Genomic DNA, 16,190 nt, shown 5'->3' on the forward strand with positions numbered 1-16,190 from the left:
TTCAAAAATTTTAAAAGCGCAACGTTGCCATTACAAAATAATTCAGCCCATACATATATCCCAACTTAGGAGGAAATTTACCGATGTTCTGTGTATCATAGCGCAATTGTTCAAATCCGCCGGTGACAAAAGTTTGATTGTTGGTCAGGTTATTAATATTGACGTTGATGTTTAAAAAGTAGTTGGAAATTTTGAAAGATTTTCCGGCAAACAAACTGATTGAATATCCATTTTCCAATTTAGTTTGATCCAGAATTTCACTTACCTGCGGATCAGTTTCAACATAACCTTCCAGCGCTTCTTCAGTACGACGATCAGGATTTGGATCAAGATAGATATCTGCATAGTAATTAATATTTGCCCCGGCAAACCAATATTTTTTACCTGAATATTTTATACCAAAAGAATAAGCTGATTGTGGCATTCCACCAATTTTATAATTCTGCAAATAGATCAATCTTCCTTCTGCTAAAACTTCTGATGAATTGTCCACCGTAATAGTTGCCGTTGGGCGTGAATTGTATAAATGTTGACCGTAAGCAGCAACAGCGTTAACAGAAAATCCTCCCCAAATATTGGCGTCAATACCAAATTCAATTCCCTGATCCAGATAATTTACACCCTGCATGTGATAGTTTACCATAGCATTAAATTCATCATGATAAAATTGTTTAAGCAGAATAGCATTTTTGCGCTCAGTATAATAATACGTCAAGCGCATTTTCAATTTAGGATAGCGCAAAATATAACTCACATCACCGGTATAAATAGTTTCATTTTCAAGATTGCCTGCAACAAAATCACGGGTGCGCGGTGATATGTAGGCATTGCGTGAGGTAGGTGCCTGTGTGAGGTATGCGCCGTTTACGGTAATAAATTGACGCCCGCTTATTTTGTATACTGCACCTGCTTTCACTGCGTAGTTAAAAAAGTCATGGGTCTCTGATTTTCCAAATGAGTTATCAGGGAATCGTCCGGTTTGATATAATCCATCACGCCAAAATAATTTTTCAGACAATTCAATTGCACCATAGAAATCAATTTTATTCGTTGTGTATTCTGCCTGTGCAAAAAGTTCAGTTTTTAAATTCCAGATATAATAATTGTACCCAAAAACATCCCCTACTTCAACTAGTTTGTTTTGATTTTGCAAATCATTTTGTGAGGCTGTTGGATCAACAAAATCTTGTTCGGCAAATTGATCAACATCCAGCCAAAAATCTGCTCCCATCAAATCTTCAATAGTTTTGAAATAATGGTTGCGTTGAGTTTGCAAGAACAAACCTGTGGTGATAGATAATTTATCCATGGTGCGGTTATAAGTAGAACCAAAACCACCACACAACTGGTTGTTCCATTGATTTTCTACAATATATTTTGCACGGTTCCCTTCAACGGTATTTCCACTTGTTCCATTTGCATTTTCAACCGTGTATAAATTTTTTGAATTCGCAAAATAGAGTTGATCCCAGTCCACTTGTCTGCCATCAACAGTTTGCCAATTATTATACATGCTCAATTCATTAATGCTATCACCGGTTGCAGCGTAATAAGATGGGAGATATTTATAGTAATCAGGGCGCGGGTCTTTATCATCATTCCAGTTCAACGCAGTTTGTCCAGATTTTCCAAATGTTCCGTAAACAGAAGTTGACAATTTTGAATTGTTGTCAATTTTCCAATCATGTGTAAAAATAAAAACCGGCATGTGAGTATTTTGCACGCGTGAATTTCTTTTAATGCGTGTTCCGTCTGCCAATGTTTGATATCCCCAATAAGAATTATAATAGATATCACCAGACAAATCATAGGTCTCTTGTGTTGAGATAGATTGTTTTCCTTGTCGGGTTGGTGCACCTAAAATAGAGAATGATAGCGTGTGATTATCATTTATTTTTTTCTCAGCAGCGGCAAAATAACTGAAGGCCTCGTAAAATGTTCCTTCAATATATCCTTCATAAGCATAACGACCAGAAAGAGAAAGAGCAAATGTCCAACCATTCTTCAACTCTCCGGTTCCATACGTGTACATTAACCGATGTCTGTACGCACGATTAGTTACCGCATAAGATAATCGTGATCCGGCGCGAATATTGGATGCACGCAAATTTACATTGGTATATCCTCCAATGCCTCCAAAATGATAAGGATTGCTTGTTAACCAATTTTTGGTTTCTGAATAACGGGTTACATCATTTAATCCGCCCCACAAATACCATTCGCCCCAACCGCTCTCAGGGTCATTGATTGGCATTCCGTTGATCAGAATTGCGGTTTGATCCGAATTGTATCCGCGAATTTTAAAACGTGCCGCACTGAAATTAAATCCTGCTGCTGATGCAAAAACATCACGCGATGATTGCAATAAACCACTGGTGTTTTGGTCACCGCCGTTATTATCCAATTCTTCTAATGAAGTAACAAAAACGGCTTCGTTTGGATTTAAGGTATCGTCCTTCGGTTCGTTTTCATTTGTTGTTTGCGCGTAAATGCCTGTTGACAGAATTATTGCGCCTGCCAGAAAATATTTTTGCATGTAAAATTTCAAGGTGTATTTTTAGTCTAAAGTTTTTTCAAAAAAAAACCTGCCAAAACTACGTATTTTAGCTGGCGCATCACTTAAAGAAAATGAGATTTGTGGAAAACTTGATTTTTTGTTAACATTGTCATGATTCGTGAAGGGCACAGGCTTTGATATTTCTCTCTACATTTGGCATCCAATCATCTTGAAACACGGTATTTGCATGAACATACAGCACATTAAATCAATTTTTACTCCGCTTGTTTTTTTCTTAACGACAAGCGCTATTTTTTCTCAAGAATCTGCGCAATACAAAATTGCTTGCATTGGTTTTTACAATTTGGAAAATTTATTTGACACCGTTGACGACCCTAAAACCAATGATGCTGATTTTTTACCTGACGGAAGTTATGTTTGGGATTCTACAAAATACGCCAATAAATTACTCAACATGTCCACCGTAATTGCAGATTTGGGAACCGATATCACCCCGGATGGAGTTGCTGTGCTTGGTGTATCTGAAATTGAAAACAGAAAAGTACTTGAAGATTTGGTTGCTATGCCGTTAATCAAAGACCGCAAATACCAAATTGTTCATTACGATTCACCAGACAGAAGAGGGATTGATGTGGGATTATTATACCAGGAAAAATATTTCAAGCTTCAAAACTCCGTCTCATACAAACTTACTTTTCCGTGGGATACCAGTTATTATACCAGAGACCAGTTGGTAGTAACCGGCAATATGGATGGTGAAGATGTGAGCATCATTGTTGGGCATTGGCCTTCACGCCGTGGTGGACAACAAGCATCAGAACAAAACAGAATTGAAGCAGCAAAATTAGGTAGACGCATCATTGATTCTTTGCTCACCATAAATCCATCTGCTAAAATTATTCTGATGGGTGATTTGAATGATGACCCCGTGAATGTAAGTGTGACAGAATATATAAGAGCCAAAGGAAAAATGAATAAAATGGAAACCGGTGATATGTTCAATGTCATGTACGCACACTACAAATCAGGCAACGGCACCTTGGCGTGGAATGATGCATGGAATCTATTTGATCAGATGATAATAAGCGAAGGTTTACTTGAAAAAAATACCACCACTTACTCATTCTATAAATCATACGTGTATAACAAAGAATACATCAAACAACAAGATGGAAATTATGCCGGATACCCAAAACGCACCCATGCCGGAGGCGTTTATCTCAACGGATATTCTGATCACTTTCCTGTTTATATGATTCTAAAAAAACCGGTTCAGTAAGTTGAAATGAATAAATTTAAGTACGCACAATTTATTCTGCCCCTATTCATAGGCTTGCTGATTTCAGCTTGCGGTGCTTCTACCTTATCCTACTACGAATCATCAGGAGAAAAAATTTCAGAACAGCAAAATTCTCCGCGCATTGATTCCATGGTTCAGCCATATAAAGTTGAAATGGAAAAGATGATGAATGAAGTGATAGGATTTACTGATTCAGCGCTTACATCTTTTAAACCTGAAAGTCCGCTCAGTAATTTTATTGCAGACGTGATTTTTGAAACCGGCTATCAGTTTGCACAAAACAACAAAATTGCCCAAACTGAATCTGACTTTTTTTGCCTTCTGAATTTTGGCGGAATACGCACTTCATTAAATCAAGGAAATATTACCCGTGGCGATATTTTTGAAATTATGCCATTTGATAATACCCTTGTTATTGTAGAAATAAAAACAGAAAAAATGACTGACCTCATGATGTATTTAGACACCATGATGGGGCAACCTGTTTCTCATATTCACTTCTTTTTATCAGATACTTTGCGCACGTTTGAATTTCAAAATGAATCAGAAAAAATTCAAGCTATTCGCCAATCAAGTTACTATGTCATCACATCAGATTATTTAGCAAACGGCGGTGATAAAATGAATTTTCTGACTGAACCAATTCACCGCTGGGACACCGGAATTCTGGTCCGTGATGCGCTGATTAACTGGATTGAAAAAAACAAAACGATACCTTATTTAATTGAGGAAGGGAGGATGGAGATTGAGTGATGGGGTTTAAGCAAACCTTCTCATTCAAATTTTCATCAACCGCCCCACCATCACTTTTCCTTCGTAAGTCTCGATAAAAATCTGATACACCCCAGATTTTAAAAACTCTATATCGAGGCTATTGTCCAACAAAGATTCTTGCTGATAAACTAAGGTACCATCACTTGATATTATTCGGACACTTTGAATGTTGCCATTAATATTTGTGAAATTGACTATTGAAGATGAAGGATTTGGGTACATTTCTAATGCTGCAAAATTTATTTCATTAACACCCCAAGCTGACATATCAAATATTACCAACTCATCAAATAATAATCCATCCCTCAATTCCGAAACATTGTCAGAAATAAACGTGAATTTGAAAAGAACTGTATCTCCAGTTGTAATGTTAAATATTTCGTAGGTCAAACCAAGATCAATTTCAAATAGTTCTTGACCTGCAGAAGTTCCGGTGAATTTGCAATTATAAATAAACGTAGGCCAAGGTGCCGAATTATATAAAAGTGTGTCTTGAGAAATTAAAACCCAGTTCACTCCATTATCTGGTGAGAACTCGATCTTTCCAAAATCATTGAGTGAATCAGTATCGACTTGATACATACCAGAAATGGAACACATACCTCCACTCCCTCCTATGCCTTCACAAGCGACGTGTTTTACAATGAAAGAAGAAGTATCATTTGCGGGATATGGGTTTAAGGTATCAGTAACTATTGAATTTTCACCAGGTAAAGACGAAAAAATACTTTTTTGCGGTGCTCCGATCTGCCAAATGTTTGATGGGTTTGATATTGTATCAATTGTAATGTGAATGGAGTCCTGATCATTTTCAAAATCTATGGTATAAATACAATCCCACTGAGCAATTAAATTTAGATTTGAGATTGAGAATAGTACAAACCAAACTATTTTATTCATAAGAGCATGTATTAACGATTTATAAAAATTCATGGCTTTTCTACCGGCACGTCACTATAAAACCAATTGGAAATCCATTTGTATTTGCACACTTTTAAACCTTTTTTATTGTAAACAATATAGCCTACTATTTTTTCTTTATCAATGCCTTTCTTGTCCAGGTATTCGGCTCTAATCATATTATAAGGATAATAATAATCATCTAAATAATACTGGGTTTGAGGCTCAGAAATCTCCCACAATACTTCACCGGTTTTTATATCAAATATTTTAAATGTCTCCTGATAGTTTTCTTGTATTTCATGATATACAAGGCCATCTCTATTCCATGTTTTTCCAAAAACTAAATTATCAGTTGGCGACCGCTCATTCAAAAAATACCCATACGCTGTATCGCTGAAAGAATATATAATCTGTCCGGCTGAATCTGTGATAAACATTGCTCCACGTATCGTCCCGTCTCCTGATGAATTATATTCACATGTCCATGGCCTTGCTCCGTTTACCTGCAACCTAAAACCATCATTATAATATAAAGAACCATCACGGTGAGAAGGACCGGGCGGATGGGGCGCCCGGAATATCTCAGGTATAAAATATGAAGTGTCAACTATTAAATCACTCCCATCAGCATAATGAAAATTTATCTCTTTTGAACCATAATCAATATAAATTTTAAATGGTTTACCGTGTTGAATCACTACTACAACGGGTGATCCCAAGTCAAGATCTTTTATATAAAATTCATCTTTGTTAGTAAACGCATAGGGAGTGCTTAGAACAAAATTATTTGCCTCACCAAGCCGCCACCCTAACTCACCTGTCCAATGAATAAATAAAATAGCAAATTTACCATCCTTCCATACGTAGTCCTTGTGTTTTATAGGATCGTATGTAACACTATCCCACAAACAGGGAAGTTCACAATTAGTTTCGTAGTGTAGATACTGCAATCCAATTTTATTATTATTTCTATATACTAAACGGTAAATTGTGTCATAATCTCTCCTGTCAACCGTTGCTGAAAAGTAAAGCGTATCGTAACTGTTTTTTGACGCATAATAGTTTATGATGCACCACGATTTATCAGTTCGATGAGCCCGATAGGGATTCCAGATTACCTCAAAATCAAAACTTAAAAACTCATATCTTCCATTTCTTTTTTTAACTAGATAATTAGAATATGCGTCCCATTCGTAGAAGTTTTTGAAATATACTGTATCATAAATTAATTCAGTAATTTCCCAATGATATTCCCACATTTGCTCATCAAAAATAAGGAGGGCATATCCATATTTATCATCTTTTTTGAAGCTGTAAACAGTTTGTGATTCAGTATGATTTACAACGGTATCGTAATCAATGGGTAATACAGTATTCCCTGATTTATTTTCAACCAATCCATATTTACCTTCATGTGAAACAATAGTTGAAAATATCTGATCAATTTCCATGTTACGCTTCAAATAATCATGATCTTGTGATACACAATTTAGTTTTATAAAAAAGGTTAGAAAACAAAATAAAAGCATGCGTTGGTTCATAAAAATACAGGTAAATTATAATTGGACATCAAAGTATTCATTCACTGTTTTTTCTGCAATATTTTGGGCAATTTTTGCCAACACGTCAACTTCTTTAAGTGCAAAGTCATACGTTGTTACGCCGTAATCATAAAGTGAAACAATGTTTCTGTGGTCGGTCATGTTTCTTATTTGACCACGCTTTGCACCGTATGCATAGCCGGTAAATGCAATGTCTAAAATTTGGCGGGGTTCTTCCCAGGGTTTAATGTTGTTACAAAAATTCATGGCTTTTCTACCGGCACGTCACTATAAAACCAATTGGAAATCCATTTGTATTTGCAAACTTTTAAGCCTTTTTTGTTGTAAACAATATAGCCTACTATTTTTTCTTTATCAATGCCTTTCTTGTCCAGATATTCTGCTCTAATCATATTATAAGGATAATAAAAATCATCTAAATAATACCGGGTTTGAGGCTCAGAAATCTCCCACAATACTTCACCGGTTTTTATATCAAATATTTTAAATGTCTCCTGGTAGTTTTCTTGTATTTGATCAGCTCCAAGACCATCCCTATTCCATGTTTTTCCAAAAACTAAATTATCACTTGGCGGCCCCCCATTCAAAAAATACCCATACGCTGTATCGCTGAAAGAATATATTATCTGTCCGGCTGAATCTGTGATAAACATCGCTCCACGTGTCACGCCTCTTGATTTATCATATTCATATGTCCATGGTCTTGCCCCGTTTACCTGCAACCTAAAACCATCATTATAATATAAAGAACCATCACGGTGAGAAGCGCTGGGCGGAAAGGGCGCCCGGAATATCTCAGGTATAAAATATGAAGTGTCAACTATTAAATCACTCCCATCAGCATAATGAAAATTTATCTCTTTTGAACCATAATCAATATAAATTTTAAATGGTTTACCGTGTTGAATTACCACCACAACGGGTGATCCCAAGTCAAGATATTCTATATAAAATTCATCTTTGTTAGTGAAAATATAAGGAGTTGTTAGAATATAATTGCTACTTTCAGCAATTCTCTGGGGTTCTCCATAATCCCCCCAATCAGTAAAAAGAATTGCAAATTTTCCATCCTTCCATGCGTAATCACAAAAAGTATTTACATACACTAGGCTATCCCATTGACATGGCGTTTCAATACTTACATCATCTTTAATTAGATGAAAGCCTACTTGATTGTTTTCTCTAAAAACAATTTTTGCAGGTATATATGATGACACTTCATCTTTCATAAATCGTGTCTTGCCCATGGATAGGAATATTGTATCGTATGAATGAGCTGAAGTAAACTTAGTGGTTAAAATTCGGTATTTATTGTTGCGCCAGCTTACTTCAGGATCTCGATACGGGCTCCATAAAACTTCATCCCACATACACAGGAAATCGTAGCGATTATCTTTTTTTCTAATCAGGTAACCATGAAGCGGAGAATAAATAGTGTCATAATCAAGTTCTGAAATTTCCCAGTGATATTCCCACTCATCCTTATCAAAAAACAAAAGCGCATAGCCATGTTTATGATTTTTGTAGAAACTAAATATTATATGCGCACTTGTGTAACTGATAACGCTATCATATTCTATTGGTAATACAGTATTCCCTGATTTATTTTCAACCAACCCATATTTTCCTTCATGTGAAACAATAGTTGAAAATATCTGATCTTGTGATACAGAATTGAGTTTTATAAAAAAGGTTAGAAAAAAAAATAATAGTATGCGTTGGTTCATAAAATTATTTGTAAATTATAGTTGAACATCAAAGTATTCGTTTACAGTTTTTTCAGCAAATTTTTGGGCAATTTTGGCCAACACGTCAACTTCTTTAAGTGCAAAGTCATACGTTGTTACGCCGTAATCGTAGAGTGAAACAATGTTTCTGCCCCAAATCAACGTAACCATCGATATCTAACGAACTTAATTTCTCCAGTACGATCATTGAATTTAACGTATCCGACAACTTTTTGGTTATCATGTTCCCTGTATTCTCCAAAATCAAAATACCTTTCTTCATCGATTTTATTAATCTTTGAACGATAAAGTATTGATCTACTACCATCAATTTGAAAAAGCATACCCTTTCTATCAAATTTTTTTATCAAGACGCCGCTATCAGCATAGTACACGTTTAATATTACACTATTTGTTGGTTCATCTATCAGATATTCAAACATAAGATTATTGTCTAACCACCTTGTGTCATAAACACAATTTGGAGTATTGTAACTAATAACAAAACCACTATCAATAGTATTTAGGTAAACCTGTGAAAAATAAGGCCCATTCATCAGTTCATATGTTAGTGAGCTATCGGTACCAAGGTCATACACGCCCTTATGTGAAGGCAAACTGGTAACAAAATACCGTTCATTTTTTTCAACGTTAGACTTATAAATCAATACCTCATTGCCGGGTTCAAAGTATTTAGGTACCCGCATTGAAGTAAATATCGAATCAGATATAATTAAACTTCCATTTTGATCTTTAAATTCCATAATAAAATACAGCGAATCAGCATCAAATATTTTAATTGGTTGATCAGGATAGAAAGTAATAAAATATTGATCTCCAGTGTGAGTGGTGTAAGAATACGGTTCAGATTCAAAAAGATACTCAGTACATGCTCTGTAATGCGTACTAAAAAAAGCCATTCTACCATCTTTCCACACTGAGAAATACCCATCAGGGCTCAAGTTTGTAATGCTGTCCCATTGGGGTTCAAATAGATAAAGACTTTGTTTATCTATACTATACACACTCATCTCAACTTTTTGGATGCCGTACAAATTATTCTTTTTTATTATTAATAGCACAGAAAAACCTGGATAAAGATATAGTGAGTCGTACTCATCAATAGAATTATGGAAAAATTTTGATGTTCCATCTACAGTGACACCTTTGAATACCCCCGGGCTGTCCCAAAAAATCTCTATAATTCTATAACTGTATTTTGAATCCTTCTCGAATATCAAGGCCTCACTCCCATATTTTTTTCGAGTGGGTTCACCCAAAAAGTATATAGAATCATAGACGCATTCTGAAACATCCCAAAAAAATTGGTTATAAGCTTCAAGTTTAATAGCATATCCATACTTGTCATGGTCTCTATATCTAAAGATATTGGAGTTTTCAGCTAATTCAACAATGGTATCGTACTGCGGTTCCAATATTACTTCACCATCCTGATCAATCAATCCCTGTTGTTTATTTTGCTCAAATATTATTTGAGCAACAGATTGAAAGTTAATGATACAAATACATATTGAAAAAAATAAAAATTTAATTGTGCGCCTCATTTCTAATTATTTAAAATATTCTTCAATTGCCTTATACGCCTCCTTTTGAGCTAACTGAGCAAGAACATCAACTTTATGTAAAGCGAAGTCGTAAGTATCAACTCCGTAGTCATATAGGGGAATTATATGACTGTGATCAGTAATATCACGAATTTGTCCCCTTTTTGCGCCATAGGCATAGCCGGTAAATGCAATTTCAAGGATATTACGAGGAATTTCCCACGGCTTTATATTATTGTGCTGCCCATAATGTTGATGCCATGCTTTAACGATTCTGTGTATAGCACTTTTCTTAAACTTAATGACCTCTTTATTATCCGATTTCTCAAGTTTAGAATAAACGAATTCTTGAAACATAATTTCAATCTTTTTCTCTATTAATTCTAATTCAATTTCAGGGGAACTGAAATCTACAGTTTCTGGTAGCCTCGTGTCTATTTTAGATAAAAAAAACTCCCTATCAAGTCTATCCAAAAGTTCAGCTTCTTTCTGCTTTAGTTTAGGAATTTTCATATCAAGATCGTTCAAAAATGTTGGCGGGTAATCTCCATCCAACTTAATAGCCAATACACTATCAATTTTGCCCCCAACGCCCTTGTCTCTGAAATAATTAAACGGTATGTTATTGAAATACCCACCATCCAGTAATAAGCCCTTGAACTGCGCATTATAAAAGAATTTTATCAGGTTTATGTCAACAATAATTTCATCATCATTCAACATCACGGTTTGATTTTCCCATATTACCAACTTGAATTTTCCCTTTTCGTCAACTCCCACGAGTATTTTTTGCATTTCATCTAAAAAAGTATTTAGTTCAAGTAGATTATTAGTATCAACAAAAGCCATATTGTCTGGACTTTTCAATAAATGCTGTTGTAAAGCTTTTTTTACGGCGTATTCATATAAATCATAATCCGATTTTTTAAATTTTGCTCGAATTGTCTTTTTGCCATCAGACTTATTGTAGTTAACAACAGTAACAAATGGTTTTGGTTTGCCATTAACTATAACATCAATTTCTGCTAACTTCGACCAGGGCAGTAAATTTATAGTATCGCCTCGTTTCAAAGAATCTGTATGCGGTTCAAAAACGACATCGGAGGCATTAAAAACCGGACGTATGGCCGGAGGAATTGACATGGAAGATCCAACAGCCTCAAGCACTCTGAAATTAGGGGTATATTTATCAGAGAAGTATAATGGAGAATTTGTTGTAAAGTTTGAAACCGCAGCAGCGTATTCAACTTTTAAAATCATCCATAATTCTCTAAAAGTGATGTTTTGTAGATGTTCAAAAAGTTTTTTGGCTTTATCGTTAAATTCAGTTTTGTGCCGGCTACCAATTTCAAATAAAGGGTAAGTCAGCTCTGCCTTGGTAATTCCATTAAATTTTGAAAAATCCGGTTTGCTGCCTTTATACTTGTCAGCATCAGGTATATTATTAAAATAAATGATCAGTCGTTTTTGAAAATACGTATCACGTGTGGCGGCAAACAGCATCATGTCATAAAAAAATTCGCGCACCTGAAAACCTGAAAACATTCCACGGTCTTTGAAAATTGCGGCGAGAGTATTACCGGTTACTTTTATTTCACCACTTTTTTTATTTAAAAAAAGATAAGTACCCAGTGTTAATCCAGCCGCATAAGCAGACCTTGAAACCATCAAACTTGTTGTTTGCGATGTCAAATCATTTTTGGATAGTATTCCGAATATTTTAGAAAGAAACTTATCATACCAATTATTCTTTGAGTTAGATTGAATGATTTTTAAAACTTGACTCACATTGTGTAAAATCCCGTCTATGATCACCTTGATTGACAAACCAACGAATAATTCTCTCTTCACATATTTTAACCTGTTACCGTGTATTTCAGTTTTCTGGTTTTCCAAGGAATATATGAAAATATTTTCTTTCAAACCTAGCGCATTACCACCCCGAAAATTTAAAATTTCATTCTGTTTCCTGGTTAAATTATCGTCTTCACCAATTGATAGTTCAGATGTCTCGTTTATCATACGATATTTTCCGGCATCAATTTCACGTAAAAAATTTGTAAAATCAAACTTCAATACTTCGTCAATCTCATCAGAATTCAACCCTAATGCCAAACCAAAGGTTGTAATAGCACCGGCTGATGCACCGGCAACACCTTCTATGATTGGTATATAGGTGTCTTCAGTAGGTTTAGTGGGGTCTTTTTTTAAAAAATCCAATACACCCGGTTTTCTTTTTTGATTGCCGGTATTAGTGATTGACGCAATCTTTTCAATACCATCTGGTTCATTCTCAGGATTAATTTTGCTAACTCGTATTGATAATTGATTCTCCAACGCCCTGATAGCACCAAGGTAGGTATTACCTCGTGCTCCACCACCTTCCATAACAATGTACTTGAGTTGATCAATGGACATTTTAGGTTTTTCAGGCTCCTTAGTATTTTCCTGTTGATTTGCCATTTGGTTTTAACTGTTCAATTAAACAATAGGGTCACACGTATCAGCAATAATTGCCGGAGAGAATTGTTTTGGAATAACAACATCACTGGTTGGTTCATCAGTACCTTGTGGATACCCAATAGGTTTGATGCCGTTAGAATTGCCACACTCAAGCATTACCAAATTAGTTGGTATTTTAAATATACCCAAATCTATTACATCAATTGGTGCAGGTAGTTCATTTCCGTTAATGTCATGAGTAAATAATGTTGGTTGATTATCACGTAGCTCATCAAGTAACGCACTCATACCTTCAGGCACCACTTCATAATTAGCTATGGAGTTAAACTGAAGAAAATTGACTGCGGCCAGTTCTTTCAATTCATCTCTGAAAACCGGAACCCGAACTGTTGCATAAGAAGCCTTTAAGAAAGATTCAAAATGCGGATTGTCATCAGACAGATCAAGCAGCTCTTTCCAATTATTTTTATCAGAATAGAAATAAGGGTGCAACACGTAAGTTAAATTTTTCCAATCAAAAACAGTTTCAATGAATTTCACTTTTTCAGCATTCATTGAATCAGCACAGCATTTTGGATTATACTCTTTTCCTACCACAAAATTATCTTTGATCCAAAACGGATTACATCTGAACATTTTACGAATGGTTTCGCGTTTAATTTCATCTAAAACCATTTCAAGTTTGCGTGCCGGATTTACACCCGGTCTGTTAGGATCAAAAGATTGCATCTGAGTTTCAGCATCTGAACGAAGTTTTTCATATGCTTTCACAATTTCATTATACGCCTTTATTTTCCATGCTTTGTACGCATCTTGCTTCAAGTGACATTCTATTTGAAAATTTACAAAAAATCCTTGATTCTGGGCAATAACTGACAATGCCAGTTGAGATACTTCACCGGTGAACCAGAAATCTGTTGGTGTCCAGAAATTACTACCATCACCCCAAAATGCGAAAGAAAGATTACCTAATGAACAAACAATGCTGTTCCAATAATCCCACCCATTTACATAATAGCTGTTCGCAGTTGCTTTAACGCATTTATAATTTTCAGGAATCTGAATTACCTTTCCAACAAAGGTTTTTTCCGCACCATTAAATTCTTCAGCAATGATAATTTTACTTGCAGGCGGCTGTTCGATATCTGCCTTATAAACGGTTGCCCATGCTAAATAATTATCACGCGTGATATTATCAATTGTGAGAACTGGAACTCCTTCTATACTCACCTCTCGCGGATCAGCCGGAATTGAAATTGAAGGAATATCTTTAATACTTCTGCTCAGATAATAATGTGCAGGATGTGCAATATCAAATTCAAATATCAGTCGTTTACCGTAATTCTTCAGACGTCCTCTAATGAGTTTATCTAACCAGCGATATACATAAGACTTTGTTGCTTGCGCTGTGTTGTCAATTTCATGCGTTACGGTTTCTTCATATTCCTCAATCAAATTAACGCTTCGTTCGCTTCGCGTTCTGTGACTGGCTCTGTCAACAATTCGAGTAATTACTTCTTTTGCTTCAGTTTGGGATGAGCTGTTGGAACTAAACGACGAATTAGAGTTGGTGTATCCGGCATCAAGACTTGCCGAAACAGGCCCATACGTTGCCGCCGCTGATGCGTAAACTGAAAATGAGTTTGCGCTTGTTTGTGCTTCATATGCTGCATTTTCGATGCTATATTTTTCTGTTGATTGGGTATCGGTTTCTCTGAAAGTTTCATCCTCTACCAAAATTGACTCAAATGTTTCAGAGCGTTTTAAACGTCTTGTTACTCTTGTGTTTTTTTCTCCGGACTGCGTATTGTTTATGTGGGCAATTTCACCAGGTAAATAACCAACAATTTCTTGTTCTACAACTCTCAAATCAGCAATTTGATAAGGGAATTTATAATCACAATCAAGGCCACTTTGTAGAATGTTGTTACCTGAAGACTCTTCAGTATAAGCGTGATCAAATTTAGACGTCTCTACCCATGAGGTGCCAATATAACTGTAAGTTTTCTTTTCAATGAGTGAGCTTACTTCTTTGTTAATTTCAACCATCCGCGTATTTATCATCTTCAACGCGTCTTTTGTTGTCAGGTTTGTCACTTTGAGAATTGACAATACCTGATCATACTCAGTTGTACTTAAATTTGACGTTCTCGATATTGTAAGTGTTCCTTCGGTTTCCAATTTAGTGACTAACCTCAAAAAATCATTTAACTGGTCACCCATTTCAATATTACCTGATGGATTCTGATCTAATTCATCGTTGATCTTAGAGCGCATATTATCAGCGCCAACCCGGTTGAAAATTTTATTCTCACTTCTCTCAGCCACCACGGTAGAAAGGTGAGTCTGGATGGTAGTTTTTGCAACACTAACTGCAATACTATCTGTATGCAAGTAGTTTAACAAGGCTGTGAATTCAGCATTCATTACTACTACCTGTCCTACACTGATGAATTCTACCACGTTTTCAATTATGGCTTGATTCACTGCTTCTTCAGCGAGGGCAAGCTGATTCAGTTCGTCCAAAACTGCAGGTTCACCGCCTGGTTCTCCTGACCCTCCTTCGTTTACACCAATATACTTAATGAAAGAAGGCGTAATACTTTGCGGAACAATTATTAAAATTTTGTCCGTCCCCGGATTCAAAGCCTTGTAAACTGTTATAAAGGTGTCAACAATTATTTTGTAAACCTGATTTGTATTGCTCTTGGTTAGGGTTCGTATTACTATATTGTCATATAATTGTTGCAAACCGGCTAAGGTGGGTGTTGCAATCAAATCTGTTTGAAATTGTAACGCAGCAGATTTTGTTTTCAAAAATGACGCGCTATCAACATACGCCTGTAAAGTATCATTATAATCCGCAAGTTTTACAGCCGGAGTATCACTACCTGCAACAATTGTTGCTAAGTCTTGTATAAGTTGTGTGTCGTACTGAACTTCAACGTCATCTTGCGTTGACTCTGATAAACTAGGATTGCGCAATGATGCGAATTTAAAAACTGGAATTTGTTGAGACATAATTTTTTGTTTTAGGGTAATTATTTTTGATTTTTATATTGGGACAAATCGCCGGACAACCTGTATCTACGAATCTAGTGTAACTGTGTTTTATATGGTTCAGCTTTTGGGTAGCAAGCCTGCCGTACAACGTTACTATACCAAATTTGGAATTTTTATTGAATGGAAAACGTTAATTGCAAACAGACTAACCAATAATTTTTTCATAGAACAACATTTAGTTTAGATAGATGAATGATAACGAAATTTAAATTTTTTCGAAGTGACCAAAATATCAAACTTAATTTACAACCACAATAAGCAAACTACAGTAAGACAAGCTTTTGTATATTCCCCGATAGCGTAAACCGTTTTAAT

The 16,190-nt window shown here is 35.6% G+C and carries 11 protein-coding genes; 2 read left to right on the top strand and 9 right to left on the bottom strand.

Going from position 1 to position 16,190, the window contains the following annotated elements; genetic code table 11:
• Positions 1–10: 10 nt before the first annotated feature.
• Positions 11–2,536, bottom strand: coding sequence for a TonB-dependent receptor plug domain-containing protein (locus IPH66_09775; GenBank protein ID MBK7129634.1), 2,526 nt, complete (start codon positions 2,534–2,536; stop codon positions 11–13).
• A gap of 208 nt (positions 2,537–2,744) precedes the next feature.
• Here IPH66_09775 and IPH66_09780 point away from each other — a divergent pair, with 208 nt between their 5' ends.
• The gene (locus IPH66_09780) at positions 2,745–3,797 is read left to right on the top strand and encodes a hypothetical protein (protein MBK7129635.1); all 1,053 of its coding nucleotides are present in this window, start codon (positions 2,745–2,747) and stop codon (positions 3,795–3,797) included.
• A 6-nt stretch (positions 3,798–3,803) separates the two neighbouring features.
• Complete coding sequence (locus tag IPH66_09785; GenBank protein MBK7129636.1) at positions 3,804–4,571, top strand: 5'-nucleotidase C-terminal domain-containing protein; 768 nt, start codon at positions 3,804–3,806, stop codon at positions 4,569–4,571.
• A gap of 24 nt (positions 4,572–4,595) precedes the next feature.
• Here the strand turns inward: IPH66_09785 and IPH66_09790 are convergent, their stop codons facing one another.
• The 8 genes from IPH66_09790 to IPH66_09825 form a co-directional block, all read right to left on the bottom strand.
• Complete coding sequence (locus IPH66_09790; protein ID MBK7129637.1) at positions 4,596–5,525, bottom strand: T9SS type A sorting domain-containing protein; 930 nt, start codon at positions 5,523–5,525, stop codon at positions 4,596–4,598.
• Entirely contained in the window at positions 5,522–7,036 is a 1,515-nt protein-coding gene (locus IPH66_09795; protein MBK7129638.1) for an AhpC/TSA family protein, read from the bottom strand. Before IPH66_09795 ends, IPH66_09790 begins: the two co-directional genes overlap by 4 nt.
• 15 nt (positions 7,037–7,051) lie before the next feature.
• On the bottom strand, positions 7,052–7,303 hold the full coding sequence (locus IPH66_09800) for a hypothetical protein (protein ID MBK7129639.1): 252 nt from the start codon (positions 7,301–7,303) through the stop codon (positions 7,052–7,054).
• Entirely contained in the window at positions 7,300–8,784 is a 1,485-nt protein-coding gene (locus IPH66_09805) for a hypothetical protein (GenBank protein MBK7129640.1), read from the bottom strand. Before IPH66_09805 ends, IPH66_09800 begins: the two co-directional genes overlap by 4 nt.
• A gap of 15 nt (positions 8,785–8,799) precedes the next feature.
• Entirely contained in the window at positions 8,800–8,955 is a 156-nt protein-coding gene (locus IPH66_09810; protein MBK7129641.1) for a hypothetical protein, read from the bottom strand.
• Positions 8,943–10,247, bottom strand: a complete 1,305-nt coding sequence (locus IPH66_09815; GenBank protein ID MBK7129642.1) for a WG repeat-containing protein — start codon at positions 10,245–10,247, stop codon at positions 8,943–8,945. Before IPH66_09815 ends, IPH66_09810 begins: the two co-directional genes overlap by 13 nt.
• A gap of 108 nt (positions 10,248–10,355) precedes the next feature.
• Positions 10,356–12,812: a patatin-like phospholipase family protein gene (locus IPH66_09820; protein ID MBK7129643.1), complete on the bottom strand. Its 2,457-nt coding sequence runs from the start codon at positions 12,810–12,812 to the stop codon at positions 10,356–10,358.
• 18 nt (positions 12,813–12,830) lie between these two features.
• The gene (locus IPH66_09825) at positions 12,831–15,833 is read right to left on the bottom strand and encodes a hypothetical protein (GenBank protein ID MBK7129644.1); all 3,003 of its coding nucleotides are present in this window, start codon (positions 15,831–15,833) and stop codon (positions 12,831–12,833) included.
• Positions 15,834–16,190: the final 357 nt, after the last annotated feature.

It is taken from the genome of Crocinitomicaceae bacterium (assembly GCA_016708105.1).
In the GTDB taxonomy this organism is placed as follows: Bacteria; Bacteroidota; Bacteroidia; order Flavobacteriales_D; family Crocinitomicaceae; genus JADJGJ01.

Excerpts from the sequence above, each read along its gene's own strand:
- IPH66_09775 (MBK7129634.1), bottom strand. The coding sequence starts at position 2,536 with ATGCAAAAATATTTTCTGGCAGGCGCAATAATTCTGTCAACAGGCATT.
- IPH66_09780 (MBK7129635.1), top strand. The coding sequence starts at position 2,745 with ATGAACATACAGCACATTAAATCAATTTTTACTCCGCTTGTTTTTTTC.
- IPH66_09785 (MBK7129636.1), top strand. The coding sequence starts at position 3,804 with ATGAATAAATTTAAGTACGCACAATTTATTCTGCCCCTATTCATAGGC.
- IPH66_09790 (MBK7129637.1), bottom strand. The coding sequence starts at position 5,525 with ATGAATTTTTATAAATCGTTAATACATGCTCTTATGAATAAAATAGTT.
- IPH66_09795 (MBK7129638.1), bottom strand. The coding sequence starts at position 7,036 with ATGAACCAACGCATGCTTTTATTTTGTTTTCTAACCTTTTTTATAAAA.
- IPH66_09800 (MBK7129639.1), bottom strand. The coding sequence starts at position 7,303 with ATGAATTTTTGTAACAACATTAAACCCTGGGAAGAACCCCGCCAAATT.
- IPH66_09805 (MBK7129640.1), bottom strand. The coding sequence starts at position 8,784 with ATGAACCAACGCATACTATTATTTTTTTTTCTAACCTTTTTTATAAAA.
- IPH66_09810 (MBK7129641.1), bottom strand. The coding sequence starts at position 8,955 with ATGGTTACGTTGATTTGGGGCAGAAACATTGTTTCACTCTACGATTAC.
- IPH66_09820 (MBK7129643.1), bottom strand. The coding sequence starts at position 12,812 with ATGGCAAATCAACAGGAAAATACTAAGGAGCCTGAAAAACCTAAAATG.
- IPH66_09825 (MBK7129644.1), bottom strand. The coding sequence starts at position 15,833 with ATGTCTCAACAAATTCCAGTTTTTAAATTCGCATCATTGCGCAATCCT.